Genomic DNA, 15,555 nt, shown 5'->3' with positions numbered 1-15,555 from the left:
GTTCGAAGAACTGAACACGTACACCGCCGTGGTCTATCTCAAGAAGGTCAACTATCCGGCGCCGGCATCCCCGGCGCAGGCCTGAGGGCATCGCGCATGGCATCCGTAGCGCATCCGGTGCGTGAGGGCATCCGTGGGCCGAACATCGCGTCGGCCGACGTGCAGCTCCCCGCAGTCCGTGATTACGAGCAGGTCGATCGCGATATCATCGCGACGCTCGGCTTCACGAAGAAGTGGTTCATGGGCCTCAGCGTCGCCGTGCTGGCGATGCTCATCGGCGCCTCCGCGTGGATCTATCAGATCTACTGGGGCCTTGGGCAGGCCGGATACGAGCCGCCGGTGATGTGGGGCAACTACATCATCACGTTCGTTTTCTGGGTCGGTATCGGTCACGCCGGTACGCTCATTTCGGCCATCCTGTTCCTCTTCCGCGCCGGCTTCCGCACCTCGATCTACCGCGCCGCGGAAGCGATGACGGTGTTCGCGGTCATGACCGCCGGTCTGTTCCCGATCATCCACATCGGGCGCCCGTGGAAGTTCTTCTGGTTGCTGCCGTATCCGAACTGGCGTCTGCTGTTCCCGAACTTCAAGTCGCCGCTCGTGTGGGACGTCTTCGCCATCTCGACGTACCTCACCATCTCCACCACGTTCCTCTACATCGGCCTGATTCCCGACATCGCGGTGCTCCGCGATAAGGAAACCAACCCGATGCGCAAGCGGATCCTCGCGATCCTCTCGCTCGGCTGGCGGAACAGCGACCGTGAATGGCGTCACTTCGCGAAGGCGTATCTCTTCCTCGCCGCCTTCAGCACCCCGCTCGTGCTCTCCGTGCACTCAGTCGTTTCCTTCGACTTTGCCATGGCGCTCACTCCGGGTTGGCACGCCTCGATCTTCCCGCCGTACTTCGTAGCGGGCGCCATCTTCTCCGGCTTCGCCATGGTGTGGACCATCGCGATCCCGATGCGGAAGTGGTTCAAGCTGGAGCACTACATCACGCTCAACCACCTCGACGCCACGGCGAAGGTCGTGCTCTTCACGTCGATGGTCGTGGGCTGTGCGTACCTGATCGAGTTCTTCATCGCCTGGTACAGCGGCGTCCGTGCGGAGCAGGAGTTCTTCTGGAACCGCGTCTTCGGACAGTGGTGGTGGGCGGCCTGGATCATGTTGCTGTGCAACATGTCGCTCCCCATGTCGCTCTGGTCGCAGAAGCTCCGCCGCAATCCCACGTGGTTGTTCGTGCTCTCGCTGTTCATCAACCTGGGCATGTGGTTCGAGCGCTTCGTCATCGTCGTGCCGTCGCTCTCACACGAGTTCGAGCCGTGGCAGTGGGGTAGCTACGCGCCCAGCTGGGTCGACATGGCGTTCCTCGTCGGCTCCTTCGGCTGGTTCTTCATGTGGTTCCTGCTGTTCGTGAAGCAGCTCCCCGTGATGGCCATCGCCGAGCTCAAGGAAATCGTCGCGCCGCGCGTCAAGCACGGCCACGGCGGAGGGCATCACTGATGCAAGGTGTCGTCGGAGCATTCCATGAGATCGACACGACGGTTGCGGCCATCGAGGATCTCAAGAAGAAGAAGCTTGGCGAGGTCACGGTCTATTCGCCGACCATCCGCCACGAACTCGAGCACGCGATCGACGCCCCGCAAAGCGTCGTTCGCCGGTTCACCCTGATCGGCGGCCTCCTCGGTGTCAGCTTCGGATACTGGGTCGCCATCTGGTCGTCCACTTACTGGCCCCTCGTGGTCGGTGGCAAGGCGATCGCCTCGTGGATTCCCTACACCATCATCGGATTCGAAGTGATGGTGCTCGTCGGCGCACTCTCCACCGTTGCCGGCATGTTCATCAATTCGCGAATCCCGCGCCTCAGCACCACGTCGGGGTACGACACCCGCTTCTCGGGTGGGTACTTTGGCATCTTCATCGCATGCGACGCCAACAAGGCGGGGCAGGCGGAAGAGCTGCTGCGCCAGCACGGTGCAGTGGAGGTGCGGCGTGAAGCCTGAGCCCACGTTCTTCATGACTTCTGTCGTCGCGCGTTCGTCGCGCCTCGCGGCGGCCATCGTGCTCCCCTTTGCGTTCGGGGCCTGCACTTGGTTCACCGACTTCAAGAATCAGCCGCGTATCGAGCCGTGGGAGCCGTTGTCGCAGAACGACGCCGACTCGCTCACGCCGCCGCGTGGCAATCCGCAGTTCAGCGTGCCGGTTCAGGGAACGGCCGTCGCTGGCTACCAGATCTCGTACGCGCCGCTGCCCACCGTGATCGACTCGTTCTCGGCCATTCCGAATCCGCATCCGGTCACGGAAGCGTCGTTGGAGAATGGACGAAAGAACTATCAGATCAACTGCTCCGTCTGCCACGGCCTATCGGGTAACGCGAACGGGGGGCTGAGAAAGGTCAACCCGAATTATGGTTTCGCCCCAAGCCTGCTCACCGAGTCGGCGCTGGGTCGCACCGATGGATACATCTACGGCATGCTTCGCAACGGCCGCGGCCTGATGGGCAGCTACAACCGAATCGAAGAGCCGGATCGTTGGGACGTGATCAATTACGTGCGGGCGCTCCAGGGAAAGACGACGCTCAAGGCGGACACCACGTTGGTCGGCTATCCCGGCCAGAACGGAACGACCGTGCCGGGACCGTCGCTGACGGCGCCCAATGTGCCGTCGCGTTACCTGCATCCCACGCAGCAGCCGACGCCCGGATCCTCGGGCATCAATTCGGCCACCTTCAAGGGCAACAACGACAACGACACCATGCGCCAGCTGCATGGTGCTCCGCACTCGGAAAAGGCTCCGGCGGGTGAGACGTCCAAGGCCGGTACGCCGGCCGCGAGCCAGGAGAAGCACTAGTGAGCCAGCATTACCACTATCCGGCGCGCGCTGAGTTCGCGAAGCGTCTGGCCGCCAAGCCGGTACCGGGCGGAATCAAGATGGCCGCGCTCGGCGCGGCCGTGGTCGGCATCGCGGTGTTCGTCTTCGGCCTGTTCAGCAACGCGGATCGCGCGTGGCAGGCGCTGCACTTCAACTGGTTGTTCTTCGCCACGATCTCGTCGGCCGGTGCGGCGTTCGCCGCCGTGCAGCGTATCGTTACGGCACGTTGGTCGCGTCCGGTCGTCCGCTTTGCGGAAGGCTACGTGGCGTTCTTGCCGGTCGCGTTTGTGATCCTGCTGCTCATCCTCTTCCCGGGACGCGAGCACATCTTCACGTGGGCTGGTCGCGAAACGATCTCGGTCGCCGAGAAGGCGCGCTACCTGCAGCCCGGCTGGTTCGTGCTGCGCGGTATCTTCTTCTTCGGCGCCATGATGGTGCTGCAGTTGCTGTTCGTGTACCACTCCATTCGTATGGACGTCGCCGTCCTCCCGGAGTACGGCGCCAAGTGGGCGGCCGGTCTTCGCGCCAAGATGCGCGCGGGCTTTGGCGACGAGCGTCGCGAGTTGCACACGCAGCACTCCTTGCAGGGCAAGCTCGCGGTTGCGGTCTGCATGGCGTTCGTGATCGGTTGGTGCTTCATGGCATGGGATTACTCCATGAGCATCTCGCTGCACTTCCAGCAGACCATGTACGCGTGGATCGTGTTCATGGGCGCGTGGCTCAACATGATCATGTCGCTGTCGCTCCTCACCATGTGGTGGCGGAAGCATCTGCAGGCTGATGACCTCGTGACCATGAATCACTTCTGGGATCTGGGTAAGCTCTGCTTCGCGTTCACCGCGTTCTTCGGCTACATCAGCTTCAGCCAGTACCTGGTGATCTGGTACGGCAACATGCCGGAAGAAACCCACTTCTACCGCCTGCGTTTGTCGGGTGTCTGGAAGTCGGTCACGCTCATGGTACCGATCCTGGTTTTCGTGCTGCCGTTCTTCGGGCTCATCTCGAAGGCTGCCAAGGTCTACCTGCCCACGTTCGTGCTCTTTGCCGTGTGCAGCCTGGTCGGCATCTATTTACATCGCTACATCGAGATCTACCCGTCCATCTACGGTGAGGCCACCAGCCTTCCGTTCGGACTCCAGGAAATCGGCACCACGATTGGCTTCCTCGGCCTCTGGGCGTTCTGCTACTTCTCGTTCATGGATGCGTTCCCCGTCATGCGTGTGTTCATGATGACGACGCCGGCCAAGGACGAGGTGCAGGTCCCGGTCGATGCACGCACCATGGAGCCACTCCCCGCTCACGAGTAGTCGCGGCGGATCGTGCGGAATGAAGCGGGCGGGCACCAAGCGGTGCTCGCCCGCTTTCATTTCTGGAACCGCAGAGATTGGCTCCGGCCAGTGCATTGATTATGCTTGTTCGTACAGGGACTTTGGGGCGTTAGCTCAGCTGGGAGAGCGCGCGCTTTGCAAGCGTGAGGTCATCGGTTCGATCCCGATACGCTCCACTCAGAGTACCGATCACGATACAACGTGCAAAGCGGGGGCAACCGGCATCCGGTGCCCCCGCTGTTCGTTTGGCTCGGCCTTGGTACGGACGCGCCTGCGATCTGACCCTAGTACACGGCCCCCGTCGACGAACTGAGCACGCCGACATTGACGTGCAGCGTGTACGGCACCGAGGCGGTGCTCGTCCAGGTCGACATATTGAACGCCCCACCGACGGGGACGCGGACAACCGACACGGGAGTAAACGTGAGCGGAGTGCTCGCCGCACAGACGCGCGTCGCGTTTCCGGGGGCACTCAGCAAATAGGCACCGTTCCCGCCGCCGAACACGGTCGCCGTTCCCGCCTTCGTCACACCAACGGCTGACTTTTCGTCAATGCCGATGCCGCGGGGCGCCACCGCGCTGCCGTCTTGCTGGAGGCGGGCCAGGAACGTAACCAATCTCCCCATTCGATCACGGACGACAAAGTGTGAATCCGTAATCAGATTCGAGAGTCCCGGCACGTCGAATAGGTGAGACGTGATCGTGACCGACGAGTCGTACGGACTGAGGAGCACCTTCGCGGACGTCGACGACACGTTGAAGGCCGCGTAGACGAATGAGCTCAGCACGGCGAGACCGGCGCTGGTTCCACCGATCGGATAGCCATCGGCGACCCGTGCGTTGACCGCGGCCTGAAGCGCGGTTCCCGTCCAGAGCTTCACATAGCGCGACTGATCGCCGCCCGCGATGAACACGACCTCGGCTCGCGCGATTGCCCGGCGCACCACGTCGCGATTGGCCGCGTCGATCGCCGTCACCACGAAGCTGGTCACCGAGTTGGCACCGAGGTCCATGAGCATACGGTGATAGCCGTCTGCACCGCTGGCGCGGAGCACGACCACGTCGCCGAATGCGCCGTTCGATTGCACGCCACCCTGACCCATGAGCCACCGCATGGCATCGGGACTGTCTGTTCCCCCTCCGGCGAGAAGCACGCCGCCGAGTGGCTTCGTCTGAACGTCGACCGTACTGCCCGACACGTATGTCGTGAGTCCGGGTTGCGTGTCGACCACCGACGCAATGGATGGCTCGGTCGTGGCCGGCGGAACGGCGCGCGTGCGATTCCCGCACGCTACGGCCCACGGCGCGAGCAGAAGGAGGACGGCGATTCGTTGACGCATGGTGGGCGACCTGCAGAGTGCGAGTTGATCCGATGAGTCTTGCCACAATATACGAGACGTTTCGCGCGGCAGGCTGTAAACGCCTCACCGCAGGATTCAGGACCACCGATCCCGTTGCCGTTCGAGCGCTACGCGCCCAACGCCTCCGGACGGCGCACGCGCCATGCGCGCACGCCAGTCACGGGCGTTCGCGAGTGACTGGCCAGGAGCGACGCAAACTCAGACGCTGGGAGCGCTTCGCCGAAGTGACGCCCCTGCTGCGCAAAGCACTGGAGGCGGGCGAGTCGCTGTGACTGCTCGGTATTGTCGACGCCTACGGCCACCACATCCAAGCCAAGGCCACGCGCCAAGCGGACCATTGACGACACGATCGCCTGATCACGCTGGTCGATCAGCAGTTGCGATACGAACCGGCGATCGATCTTGATGCCATCCACGGGCGCCTCACGAAGGAACGTGAGCGACGCATGCCCGACGCCGAAGTCGTCGACCATCAGCCGAACTCCGAGCCCCTTCAGCGCGCGCAGCGTCTCGATGATGATCTCACCATCGACCATCGCGCTGCGCTCGGTCACCTCGAGTGTGAGCGCGTCGGCGGGGCACCCGGTTTCTGCGAGAATCTCGGCGACGCGTTGCACGAAGCCGTGTTCGCGCAGCTGGACCGCTGCCACGTTGACGGACACACCGATTGCGCTGACATCACCATAGTCGCGCCGCCACGACACGACGGCGCCGCAAGCATCGCGCAGCACCTGCTCGCCGATCGGAACGATCAGCCCCGTATCCTCGGCCAGCACCATGAAGCCCGAGGGCGACAGCAAGCCGCGTTCCGGGTCACGCCACCGAAGCAACGCTTCGGCCGAGACGATACGATCGGCCACCACGTCGAGAATCGGCTGGAAAAACACTTCGAACTCACCCTCAGCCAGCGCAGCCCGCAGGCGGGCTTCCCGACGCAGCGACACCGAGTCGGCGAGTGACGAGTCGGCGAGTGCCGAGTCCGCCAGTACCACGGCGTTCTCGTGAGTGCTGGGAATCGCCGGCATGCCCGCAATCGGTGTGAGCATGCGGCCACGACGCCGTTCGTACTTCTCGCGATACATGTCAGAATCGGCGGCCGCCAGCAGGTCCTGGGCGGTGGTTCCATCGAGCGGCGACATGGCGCTGCCGATGCTGGCCTCGACGATCAGCGCCTCGTCGCCCGTGATCGAGACGGCCGTTTGCAGCGATTCCAGAATCGTCTCCTTCACATGCCACACGTCGCGGCGGCTCGTGACATCCGGCAACAGCACCACGAACTCGTCACCCCCCAGACGCGCCACGGAATCAGAGCGACGCACGCAGGCCAGCAGGCGCGTCGACACCGCCCGAAGCAGGGCATCACCCTTCGCATGCCCCATCGTGTCGTTGATCGCCTTGAACCCATCGAGATCGACGAACAGCAGTCCCGTCTTGCGGTTGTAGCGATCCCCCAAGGCGAGTGCACGATCGAGTTGGTCCACAAACAACACGCGATTGGCCAGGCCGGTGAGTGGATCGTGGGTGGCCCGATGTGCTGCGTCCACGCGCGCCGCTTCGAGATCCGTCAGCCGACGCTGCCGTTCCATCGCGAACCCGAGCACGCGCCCAAGCCGGTCGGCGGGCAGATCGCCTTTGTGATGACATTCCTGTGCCCCCATGCCGAGCGCTCGGACTGCCGTCGCATCGTCGAGTTCACGGGTGTACACCACGATCGGCACGGTCGGGGCGGCGTCACGGACGCCAACCAATGTGGCGATTCCGCCCGAGTCGTGGACCATCAGCTCGACCACCACGACATCGAATGTCGCGTCGGACAACTCGCGAATGGATTGGGCCAGCGATGGCGCGCGAGTGACGCGAACAGTTTCACCGAGCCACTGCCGAAGGCTTGCCTCGGACTGACTCGCCTCCTCCTCGTCGCTGTCGATCAGCAGAACGCGAAGGCTTCCGTCGTCAGCTACACTCGGTTGCGGTTCCATCACGGCGTTCTGGTCAGGGATCACGGTCGCTGCGAATGCACAGTGCTCAACGATACAGGCGTTCTCAACATTCGCCAGTAGCGGGAGGGTTTGTGACCTTGTTGGTGCCAGCCTTGCAGCGATATCGGCGCCGCCTTACCGGTCCGCATCCATGACCGCGCGCGACACGTTCGGGTGGTGTCCGTCGCGAGTAGCGGAATAATCCCGTGGTGTGAAAACGCAACTATATAAGAATAAACGTGATGTGACTCGGGACTTAATGTCGTTTAGCATCAGAGGCGACGTGAAGGTTGGCGCATGCTCCGATGAAGAGCGTCATCCGATCACCGGCTGAAGGAGTCATCGGTCATCGTGTTCGTTCGGTCAGCTTGTCCGATGGTGGCGCCGGACCTAGCTTGCAAACGTGACGACGCTTCCCGCTGTGTCCTGATGGACGCTTTTGCGATGCCCAGCCTCCCCGAGGTGCTCGGTCTCTTGGCCCGCGCACCCGACGTGACCCGCGGCGTAGCCTCCGTGTTCGACCACGTCGGACCGTCCGTTCGCGCGACTCGGCTGGCAATGGAGTACGCCGATGTGTCCAAGACGCCCATCGTGTGGAGCGACCCGGCGGGCTTGAATTCCGCGAGACCGGTCACCGCGAGCGAACTGCCGGTGACGTCCGCGTCGGGGATCGTCGCGACGATGGTCGTGCACCGAGAGCAGCCCCTCGGTTCGGCGGATCACCGGCAGTTGGCGGCGATCGCCGACGCCTTGGCGATCGCGCTGGCCCGGGATGCCCAGCTGGAGGAACTCCAGCGCGAGCTGACGGCGCGGGTCCAGGAGGTTGCCCACCAGCGCGCGTTTATGGAATGCGTCGTGGACTCCCTCCCGGACGGGCTGCATGTCGTCGATCGCGATTATCGCATTCACGCCTGGAATCACAAGCGTGAAACCGGGCTGCAAGGCGTGGCGCGCACCGAGGCGATCGGACGCACCATTTTCGAAGTCCTGCATCGTCAGCCGGCGGCGTTACTGAAGCAGGAGTTTGATGAAGTCTTCGCCACCGGGCGTCTCCAGCAGTTCCAGATGGAGACCGACGCGTTCGGCGAGCCACGTACCTTTCGCATTTCCAAGATCCCCATGCGGATGGGCGGTGGACCGGTCACCCACGTCATCACCATCGGTCAGGACATTACCGACTGGAAGGCGGCGCTCGATCGAACCGCCCAGACCGAGAAACTGGCCGCCCTCGGTCAGCTGGCCGCGGGCGTCATGCACGAGATCAATAATCCGCTCGCAACGATTGCTGCCTGTGCCGAGTCGCTCGCGCTGCAGCAGGACCTCGGCGCGCCGGCGACGCCGCCCACGGAGCTGTTGCGCATTATTGATCTCGAGGTGCAGCGCTGCAAGAAGATCGTGAACGGCCTGCTGGACTTCGCCCGTCCCAAGCCGGCGCACCGCGAGCTCTTCGATCTCAATGAGGTCGTTCGGCAGTCGCTCTTCCTGCTGCAGCATCATCCACGGTTCAAGCGGACCAAGCTGGTGATGGAGCTTGATGAGAGCGGGCACCCCATGGTGCACGGCGACGCCGATCAGCTCGTGCAGGTGTTGATCGCACTCGCCATGAATGCGCTGGACGCGACGCCTGAGGGAGGACGCGTCGTGATCCGCACCTCCGCCCCGCACGCCGATGACGGCCGGTTGCTCGCCCGACTGGAGGTCGAGGACGAAGGTCCGGGCATTCCGCGCACGCTGCAGGCGAAGGTTTTCGAACCCTTTTTCACCACCAAACCGCCTGGGCAGGGTACCGGGCTCGGACTGGCGATCTGCTATGGCATCGTGAACGATCACGGCGGACAACTGGAGCTGGTGTCGCCTGAGGGAACGGGCGCGGTGTTCCGCGTGTCGCTGCCTACCGGTGCGCCGCGGTGAGCGCGGCCCCGTTCCACCCGGTGGATCCGGCGTCGCCGATCCGCGTACTGATTGCGGAGGACGAGCCGAACCTCGGCATGATCCTCCAGCAGTTCATGGTCGCGCGCGGCTTCGCGGTGACGATTGTGCGCGACGGGCGCGCCGCGCTCGAAACGCTGCGCGCGGAAAGCTACGACGTGGCGCTGCTCGACGTCGTGATGCCCGAGGTCGACGGATTGGAAGTGCTCCGGCAGATCCGGGAGGAACCGATGCCGCCCGAAGTCATCGTCATCACGGGCAACGGCACCATCGAGACGGCGATCGCCGCGCTCAAGTTGGGCGCGTATGACTTCCTCTCCAAGCCATATCGGATGGCGGAGATCGAGGTGCTGGTCAAGCGCGCGTGGGAGAAGCGCATGCTCGCGCGTGACAACCTGCATCTCCAATCTCGCCTCAAGCGAACCACGTCGGCGCCGGAGTTCCTCACGCACTACGCACCGCTGCGCGCCGTGCTGTCGCTCATCGATCGCGTCGCGCCGAGCGCCTCGACGGTTCTGATCACGGGCGAGTCCGGTACCGGTAAGGATCTCGTGGCGCGACTGCTGCACGCGCGGAGCACGCATCCCGACGGACCGTTCGTGGATCTCAATTGCGCCGCGCTTGCGGAGGCGATGCTCGAGTCGGAGCTGTTCGGCGTAGAGCGGGGGGCGTTTCCTGGCGCTGAGCAGCGGAAAGTTGGGCTGGTCGAACTCGCCGCGGGCGGTACGCTCTATCTCGACAACGTGGGTGACCTCGATCTCAAGCTGCAAGCGAAGCTGTTGCGCGCGCTCGAGTCAGGCAGCTTCTACCGGGTCGGCGGTTCGCAGAAGGTGGAGGTGAACGTGCGCGTGGTGGCGTCTACTACCCGCGATCTGACGCGCATGGTACAGGCGGGCACGTTTCGCGAGGATTTCCTGCACCGCATCAATACCATCCGGATCGTGCTGCCGGCACTGCGCGAGCGAGTGGTGGATGTCCCGCTCCTTGCCGCCCACTTTCTGGCGCATTTTGGCGAGCAGTTCGCTCAGCGCTCGTTACAGCTCGGGGCCGACGCCACGTCGGTGCTCGAGCGGTATCGATGGCCCGGTAACGTACGCGAGCTGCGCAACGTGATGGAACGCGCCGCGCTGCTGGCCACCGACGGCCTGGTGAGCGCGCTCGACCTGCCGTTGGGGGTGGACGTCGGTGGGGCGGCGCGTCCCACGCCGGTCATGGCGATGGCACCCGTTCAGGTGGCGGCCGTCGAGACGGTGCAGGAGGCCGCGCCGACGGGGACCGCGATGACGGCGATGGCGCGGCTGACGCTCGGCGAACTCGAACGACGGCACATCGCTGACGTGCTCGAGCAGACGCTCTGGCATCAGGGACGCGCGGCGGACCTGCTCGGGATCTCCCCGAAAACGCTGTATCGAAAGATTCGCGAGTATGGCTTCCGGCGCCCGGCCGGCGGGGGACGCCCGTGAGGATTCTCGTGATCGAGGACGATCCCACCGTTGGTGAGTTCGTGCGACGGGGGCTCGAGGAGCAGCGCTGGCAGGCGGAGCTGGTGAACAACGGACTGGAAGGCGAGCGGATGGCGCTGTCCCAGCCCTACGATCTCGTCATTCTCGACATGCGCCTGCCTGGGCGGAATGGACTCGAGGTGCTGCGGACGCTCCGTGCACGTGGGTTCGAACGGCCCGTGCTGGTGCTGACCGCGCAGGACGCAGTCGACGCCAAGGTCGAGACGCTGCGCGCCGGCGCCGACGACTATGTCACGAAACCGTTCGCCTTCGAGGAATTGCTGGCGCGCGTCGAGGCGCTGTTGCGTAGGCCGCGAGCGATCGTATCGCCGTTGCTGCGCGTGGGAGATCTTGAGCTCGATCAGGGGACGCGCGATGTACGTCGCGGCGGCGAATCGATCGAGCTCACACCGAAGGAGTTCTCGGTGCTCGAGTATCTGATGCGTCACGCTGGCCGCGTGATGAGCCGCACGCTCATCACCGAGTATGCCTGGGGCTATCACTTCGATCCCGGTACCAACATCGTGGATGTGGTGATCAATCACCTGCGCAAGAAGATCGACGCGAAGTTCGACAAGAAGCTGATCACCACGGTGCGTGGAGTCGGCTACATGATCCGCGGGTAGCGGCGCGCGCGTGGGATCCATCCGGGCTCGCCTCACGGCCGCCTACACCGCGGCGTTCATCGGCACGCTGGTGATCTTTTCGGTCGCGCTGCTTGCGGTGCGCCGCGAGGTCCTGTTCCGCGAGCTCGAGGCGAGCGTGCAGGCCGAGGCAGATCAGGTCGTTCGCGCCATCAATCTGGCGCGCAACACCGGCACGGATCCCATCGTCGCCCAGAAGGATCCGCTCGCGGGCCCCAGCGTCTCCTTCCGCATGCAGTCGTTTCTCTCGCTCCTCGAGGGATACGTGCTGGTGCAGGATAGTAGCCAGTACGACATCTACGCCTCACCCGCGGTGCAGATGCTGTCGTCATCCGATCGCGACGTGTTCAGCACGGCCGCGCGTGAATCTGCGCCGTCGCCCGCGGTCCGCCGGATCGCCATGCGCGCCGACACCGTGCTGCTTGCGACGCGCGTGGTGCCGCTCAGCGCGAATGCCCGCTATCGGGTGTATGCCGCCCGGAGCACCGCGGACATCAGCTACGCGCCGCGGGACCTTGTCGGCACCATGCTGGTCATCGCGCCGTTCCTCCTCGTGCTCTCGATGACATTCGCGTACGTCATTGCGGGACGCGCCTTCCGTCCTATTGACCGCATCATCGATCAGGTCGAGGCGATCACCGACGGGCGGTCGCTGCACCGGCGGCTGGCCATCGGCGCGGCGGGCGACGAGCTCGCCCGCCTGTCGGCCACGCTCAATGCGATGATCGAGCGACTCGAAACCTCATTCGGAGCCCTGCGCCGCTTCACGGCCGATGCCAGCCATGAGCTCAAGACGCCGCTGGCGGTGATGCGCGCCGATATCGAGCGCTCGCTGTCGCCGACGTCGAGCCCGACGGAGCAGGCGATTGCCATTGAGGAAGCGCTGCAGCAGGTGACGCGTATGGCCGACCTCGTCGATTCGCTCTTGACGCTGGCGCGCGCCGATGAAGGGCGCTTCGATCTGTACCGCGAGCCCGTCGAGCTCGGCCCGCTCATGCGCGAGGTCGTGGAAACTGCGCGCCTGCTCGGTGAAGAAGCCGGGCTGACTATTGATGCGCCCTTGCTGGAGAACGCCGAGGTGCTCGCCGATCTCACGCGGTTGCGGCAGTTGTATCTCAACCTCGTCACGAACGCCATCAAGTACACACCGCGCGGTGGTCGGGTGGAGATCACGCTCACGCGCGGCGAGGCCGACGTGACCTTCGCCGTCAAGGATACCGGCATCGGGATCGCCGCCGCTGACGTGCCGTACATTTTCGAACGCTTCTGGCGCGCTGATCGCGTCCGCTCGCGCGCGTCAGAACGTGGCGGTTTCGGCTTGGGCCTCGCGATCTGCCAGTGGATTGCGCAGGCCCATGGAGGCAGTCTGACCGTACAGTCGCGCCTGGGGCGGGGGACCACGTTTACTGTGCTGTTGCCGCTGGCGGGCGCGCCGGGGTCGGGGATGACGGGAGAATACGAGTCGATTGTCAATAGTCGTCATCCCGAAGATTCCGCTGGCGGAATGCTAACGGCGGATTAATCCGATCCTAATCTTCGCACCATTGCCCGATCATCCTCGCGACGTAGAATCGCCGTAGTCAGTTCCCGGGCCTCTTGTCCGGGCGCTGCAATCCGTAGCCCGCACCCCGGACAAGCGAGATGTTCAACAACCTGCTTGAATCTCAGGCTCAGAAGCAGAAGCGCTTGGGTGGGTCCATCACCTCGATCATCGTCCATACGGCAGTCGTTGTTGCCCTCGTGATTGTCACGAAGAACGCGGGCATCATCAACGAAAAGCCGAAGGAAGAGAAGGTCGACTTTGTCGAGGTGAAAAAGGACGAGCCCAAGCCACCCGAGCCGGAAAAGGCCCCACCGCCGCCCGACGCCGTGGTTGCCCCGCCGCCGCCCAAGGGTTTCCAAGTGCTTTCGGCACCCATCGAAATCCCCAACGTCATCCCCGATATCGATTTGTCCAAGAAGGTCACGGACGAAGCCGACTTCTCGGGTAAGGGTGTCGCCGGTGGTATCGCCAAGGGTGTCGAAGGTGGCAAGGGCCCGGTCCCTCAGGGTGACCAGCCCTACTTCGACTTCCAGGTCGAAAAGCCCGTCGTCATGGCGCCGGGTGCTCAGGGTCCCGCGTACCCCGACATGCTCCGCACCGCGGGCATCGAGGGCACCGTGTTGGCGCAGTTCGTTGTCGACACCACTGGCCGTGCTGAAATGAGCACGTTCAAGGTGCTCAAGTCTGACAACGATCTGTTCTCCAACGCCGTGAAGAATGCGCTGCAGCGCATGCGCTTCCTCCCCGCCGAAGTGGGTGGACGCAAAGTGAAGCAGCTCGTGCAGCAGCCGTTCCAGTTCTCGTTGAACCGCTAAGGTTTCCCCCCTCGCTCTGCGGAGATTTTCGTCATGAACATGTCGTTGATGGAGCTGTACTCGTCGATGGGCTGGTTTGCCAAGGGCATCGTGTTCACGCTCCTTGGTATGTCCGCCTTCTCGTTCACCGTGCTCATCCAGAAGTGGTGGAGCATGCGGAAGGCGCAGGCCGAAACGCGGAAGTTCGCCCCCGAGTTCTCGCAGTTCCTCGAAGAAGACAACCTCATCGAGGCGATCAAGCTGGCCGAAGGCTACAAGAAGTCGCATGTCGCTCGCGTGCTCGGTGGCGCCCTCGCCGAAATCCGCCCGCTCATCCAGGACGGCTCGGTGACGGTGTCGGACATCAACACGTCGGAGCGCGCCGTCGAGCGTGAAATGCTCATGACGATCGTCGACCTCAAGCGTGGTCTCGGCGTCCTCGCGACCGTCGGCGCCACCGCGCCGTTCGTCGGACTGCTTGGGACCACGATGGGTATCGTCAACTCCTTCACCGGTATGGCCACGTCGGGCGCCGGTGGTATCTCGGCCATCGCCGCTGGTGTCGCCGAAGCCCTCATCACCACCGCCATCGGTATCGGCGTCGCCATTCCCGCCGTGTGGGCGTTCAACTTCTTCCAGACGAAGATTGACAACCTCACCGCCGAAATGACCTACACGTCGAAGGAAATGATCGACTACCTCATCAAGGGCGTCTCGGGTGAGTTTGGTCGGTCGCGCTTCACGCGTGAGTTCAACACCGCCGGTCAGCAGTCGATCTCGCAGTAATCACGATCGGTCATCCGATCGGCGCTCCGTACGGGGCGCCAGATCGGACGGCTCAACGCCAGGAGTTGCGCGATGGGAATGAGTGTCAGCAGCGGGGGCGGCGTAAAGGCCGAACCCAACGTGACCCCCATGATCGACGTGATGCTCGTACTCCTCATCATCTTCATGATCACGATCCCGCAGATCAACGCGGGCTTTACGGCGGTCCCACCGGAAGGGCAGAACCTCAAGCCTCATCCGGAAGAAGATGGTGATCAGGTGCTCGGCATCGACGATCAGGGGCGGTATTACCTCAACAAGAGCCGGATCCGCAACGAGGACCTCGAAACCCTCGTCGGCGAGATCTATTTGAAGGAGCGTGAGGACTACATCATGTACATCAAGGCCCATAAGGACCTTGAGTACGTGAAGGTGGTCGATGCGCTCGATCGCATCTCGCGGTCTGGGGTGCGCGTCGCCGCGCTCATCACGGATCAGACACCGAACACGGAATCGCTCGTCCAGAGCGATCGCATCATGCCGGGGAGTAAATAGCCATGGGCATGTCCGCACCGAGCGGTGGCTCGAACCTCAACAACGACATGAACGTCACGCCGATGATCGACGTGCTGCTCGTGTTGCTGATCATCTTCATGATGATCATCCCGATGAGCCGCAAGGCCATCGACACGCAGTTGCCTGATCCGACGCCGCAGCCGCCGTCGACGCAGGTCAATCCCGACCAGATCGTGCTCGAAGTCCTCCCGGACGACAAGTACGCGATCAACAAGGAGCCTATCGAAAAGGCCAACCTCTTCGAAAAGCTCAAGTCCATCTACGAT

At 63.6% G+C, this 15,555-nt stretch carries 14 protein-coding genes and 1 tRNA gene; 13 read left to right on the top strand and 2 right to left on the bottom strand.

Going from position 1 to position 15,555, the window contains the following annotated elements; translation table 11 throughout:
* The first annotated feature begins 96 nt into the window (after positions 1–96).
* From nrfD to ACIRA7_RS10080, 5 genes are all read left to right on the top strand, one after another.
* A complete protein-coding gene (gene nrfD / locus ACIRA7_RS10100; protein ID WP_396220715.1) occupies positions 97–1,500 on the top strand; it encodes an NrfD/PsrC family molybdoenzyme membrane anchor subunit in 1,404 nt (467 codons plus the stop codon).
* Positions 1,500–2,000 carry a DUF3341 domain-containing protein gene (locus ACIRA7_RS10095; protein WP_171224202.1) on the top strand — a complete coding sequence of 167 codons (501 nt, stop codon included), beginning with the start codon at positions 1,500–1,502 and terminating at the stop codon, positions 1,998–2,000. Before nrfD ends, ACIRA7_RS10095 begins: the two co-directional genes overlap by 1 nt.
* A gap of 13 nt (positions 2,001–2,013) precedes the next feature.
* On the top strand, positions 2,014–2,847 hold the full coding sequence (locus ACIRA7_RS10090) for a c-type cytochrome (RefSeq protein ID WP_396220714.1): 834 nt from the start codon (positions 2,014–2,016) through the stop codon (positions 2,845–2,847).
* A complete protein-coding gene (locus tag ACIRA7_RS10085) occupies positions 2,847–4,175 on the top strand; it encodes a hypothetical protein (protein ID WP_396220713.1) in 1,329 nt (442 codons plus the stop codon). The genes ACIRA7_RS10090 and ACIRA7_RS10085 overlap by 1 nt, the downstream gene beginning before the upstream one ends.
* Before the next feature lie 124 nt (positions 4,176–4,299).
* Positions 4,300–4,372, top strand: a tRNA-Ala gene (locus ACIRA7_RS10080).
* Positions 4,373–4,480: 108 nt separating this feature from the next.
* Here the strand turns inward: ACIRA7_RS10080 and ACIRA7_RS10075 are convergent.
* The gene (locus tag ACIRA7_RS10075; protein ID WP_396220712.1) at positions 4,481–5,536 is read right to left on the bottom strand and encodes a cyanophycinase; all 1,056 of its coding nucleotides are present in this window, start codon (positions 5,534–5,536) and stop codon (positions 4,481–4,483) included.
* A gap of 128 nt (positions 5,537–5,664) precedes the next feature.
* Positions 5,665–7,536 (bottom strand): putative bifunctional diguanylate cyclase/phosphodiesterase, encoded by a 1,872-nt coding sequence (locus tag ACIRA7_RS10070; protein ID WP_396220711.1) that lies wholly within the window; start codon positions 7,534–7,536, stop codon positions 5,665–5,667.
* 444 nt (positions 7,537–7,980) lie between these two features.
* Between ACIRA7_RS10070 and ACIRA7_RS10065 the strand changes: the two genes are divergently transcribed.
* The 8 genes from ACIRA7_RS10065 to ACIRA7_RS10030 all read left to right on the top strand — a co-directional run.
* Positions 7,981–9,447: a sensor histidine kinase gene (locus ACIRA7_RS10065; protein WP_396220710.1), complete on the top strand. Its 1,467-nt coding sequence runs from the start codon at positions 7,981–7,983 to the stop codon at positions 9,445–9,447.
* Positions 9,444–10,928 carry a sigma-54-dependent transcriptional regulator gene (locus ACIRA7_RS10060; RefSeq protein ID WP_396220709.1) on the top strand — a complete coding sequence of 495 codons (1,485 nt, stop codon included), beginning with the start codon at positions 9,444–9,446 and terminating at the stop codon, positions 10,926–10,928. The genes ACIRA7_RS10065 and ACIRA7_RS10060 overlap by 4 nt, the downstream gene beginning before the upstream one ends.
* The gene (locus ACIRA7_RS10055; protein ID WP_396220708.1) at positions 10,925–11,593 is read left to right on the top strand and encodes a winged helix-turn-helix domain-containing protein; all 669 of its coding nucleotides are present in this window, start codon (positions 10,925–10,927) and stop codon (positions 11,591–11,593) included. Before ACIRA7_RS10060 ends, ACIRA7_RS10055 begins: the two co-directional genes overlap by 4 nt.
* A 10-nt stretch (positions 11,594–11,603) precedes the next feature.
* Positions 11,604–13,133 carry a sensor histidine kinase gene (locus ACIRA7_RS10050; protein WP_396220707.1) on the top strand — a complete coding sequence of 510 codons (1,530 nt, stop codon included), beginning with the start codon at positions 11,604–11,606 and terminating at the stop codon, positions 13,131–13,133.
* 119 nt (positions 13,134–13,252) lie between these two features.
* The gene (locus tag ACIRA7_RS10045; RefSeq protein ID WP_396220706.1) at positions 13,253–13,969 is read left to right on the top strand and encodes an energy transducer TonB; all 717 of its coding nucleotides are present in this window, start codon (positions 13,253–13,255) and stop codon (positions 13,967–13,969) included.
* Positions 13,970–14,002: 33 nt separating this feature from the next.
* Positions 14,003–14,734 carry a MotA/TolQ/ExbB proton channel family protein gene (locus ACIRA7_RS10040; protein ID WP_309670364.1) on the top strand — a complete coding sequence of 244 codons (732 nt, stop codon included), beginning with the start codon at positions 14,003–14,005 and terminating at the stop codon, positions 14,732–14,734.
* Positions 14,735–14,806: 72 nt separating this feature from the next.
* Positions 14,807–15,268: an ExbD/TolR family protein gene (locus tag ACIRA7_RS10035; RefSeq protein WP_396220705.1), complete on the top strand. Its 462-nt coding sequence runs from the start codon at positions 14,807–14,809 to the stop codon at positions 15,266–15,268.
* 2 nt (positions 15,269–15,270) lie between these two features.
* The coding region (locus tag ACIRA7_RS10030; protein WP_396220704.1) for an ExbD/TolR family protein at positions 15,271–15,555 on the top strand (285 nt) is incomplete at its 3' end.

It is taken from the genome of Gemmatimonas sp., assembly GCF_044376735.1.
Classification (GTDB): domain Bacteria; phylum Gemmatimonadota; class Gemmatimonadetes; order Gemmatimonadales; family Gemmatimonadaceae; genus Gemmatimonas.
This window is presented reverse-complemented; position numbering and strand designations above follow the sequence as displayed.

Coding starts and splice junctions, on each gene's coding strand:
- nrfD (WP_396220715.1), top strand. CDS start 97: ATGGCATCCGTAGCGCATCCGGTGCGTGAGGGCATCCGTGGGCCGAAC.
- ACIRA7_RS10095 (WP_171224202.1), top strand. CDS start 1,500: ATGCAAGGTGTCGTCGGAGCATTCCATGAGATCGACACGACGGTTGCG.
- ACIRA7_RS10090 (WP_396220714.1), top strand. CDS start 2,014: ATGACTTCTGTCGTCGCGCGTTCGTCGCGCCTCGCGGCGGCCATCGTG.
- ACIRA7_RS10075 (WP_396220712.1), bottom strand. CDS start 5,536: ATGCGTCAACGAATCGCCGTCCTCCTTCTGCTCGCGCCGTGGGCCGTA.
- ACIRA7_RS10070 (WP_396220711.1), bottom strand. CDS start 7,536: ATGGAACCGCAACCGAGTGTAGCTGACGACGGAAGCCTTCGCGTTCTG.
- ACIRA7_RS10065 (WP_396220710.1), top strand. CDS start 7,981: ATGCCCAGCCTCCCCGAGGTGCTCGGTCTCTTGGCCCGCGCACCCGAC.
- ACIRA7_RS10045 (WP_396220706.1), top strand. CDS start 13,253: ATGTTCAACAACCTGCTTGAATCTCAGGCTCAGAAGCAGAAGCGCTTG.
- ACIRA7_RS10040 (WP_309670364.1), top strand. CDS start 14,003: ATGAACATGTCGTTGATGGAGCTGTACTCGTCGATGGGCTGGTTTGCC.
- ACIRA7_RS10035 (WP_396220705.1), top strand. CDS start 14,807: ATGGGAATGAGTGTCAGCAGCGGGGGCGGCGTAAAGGCCGAACCCAAC.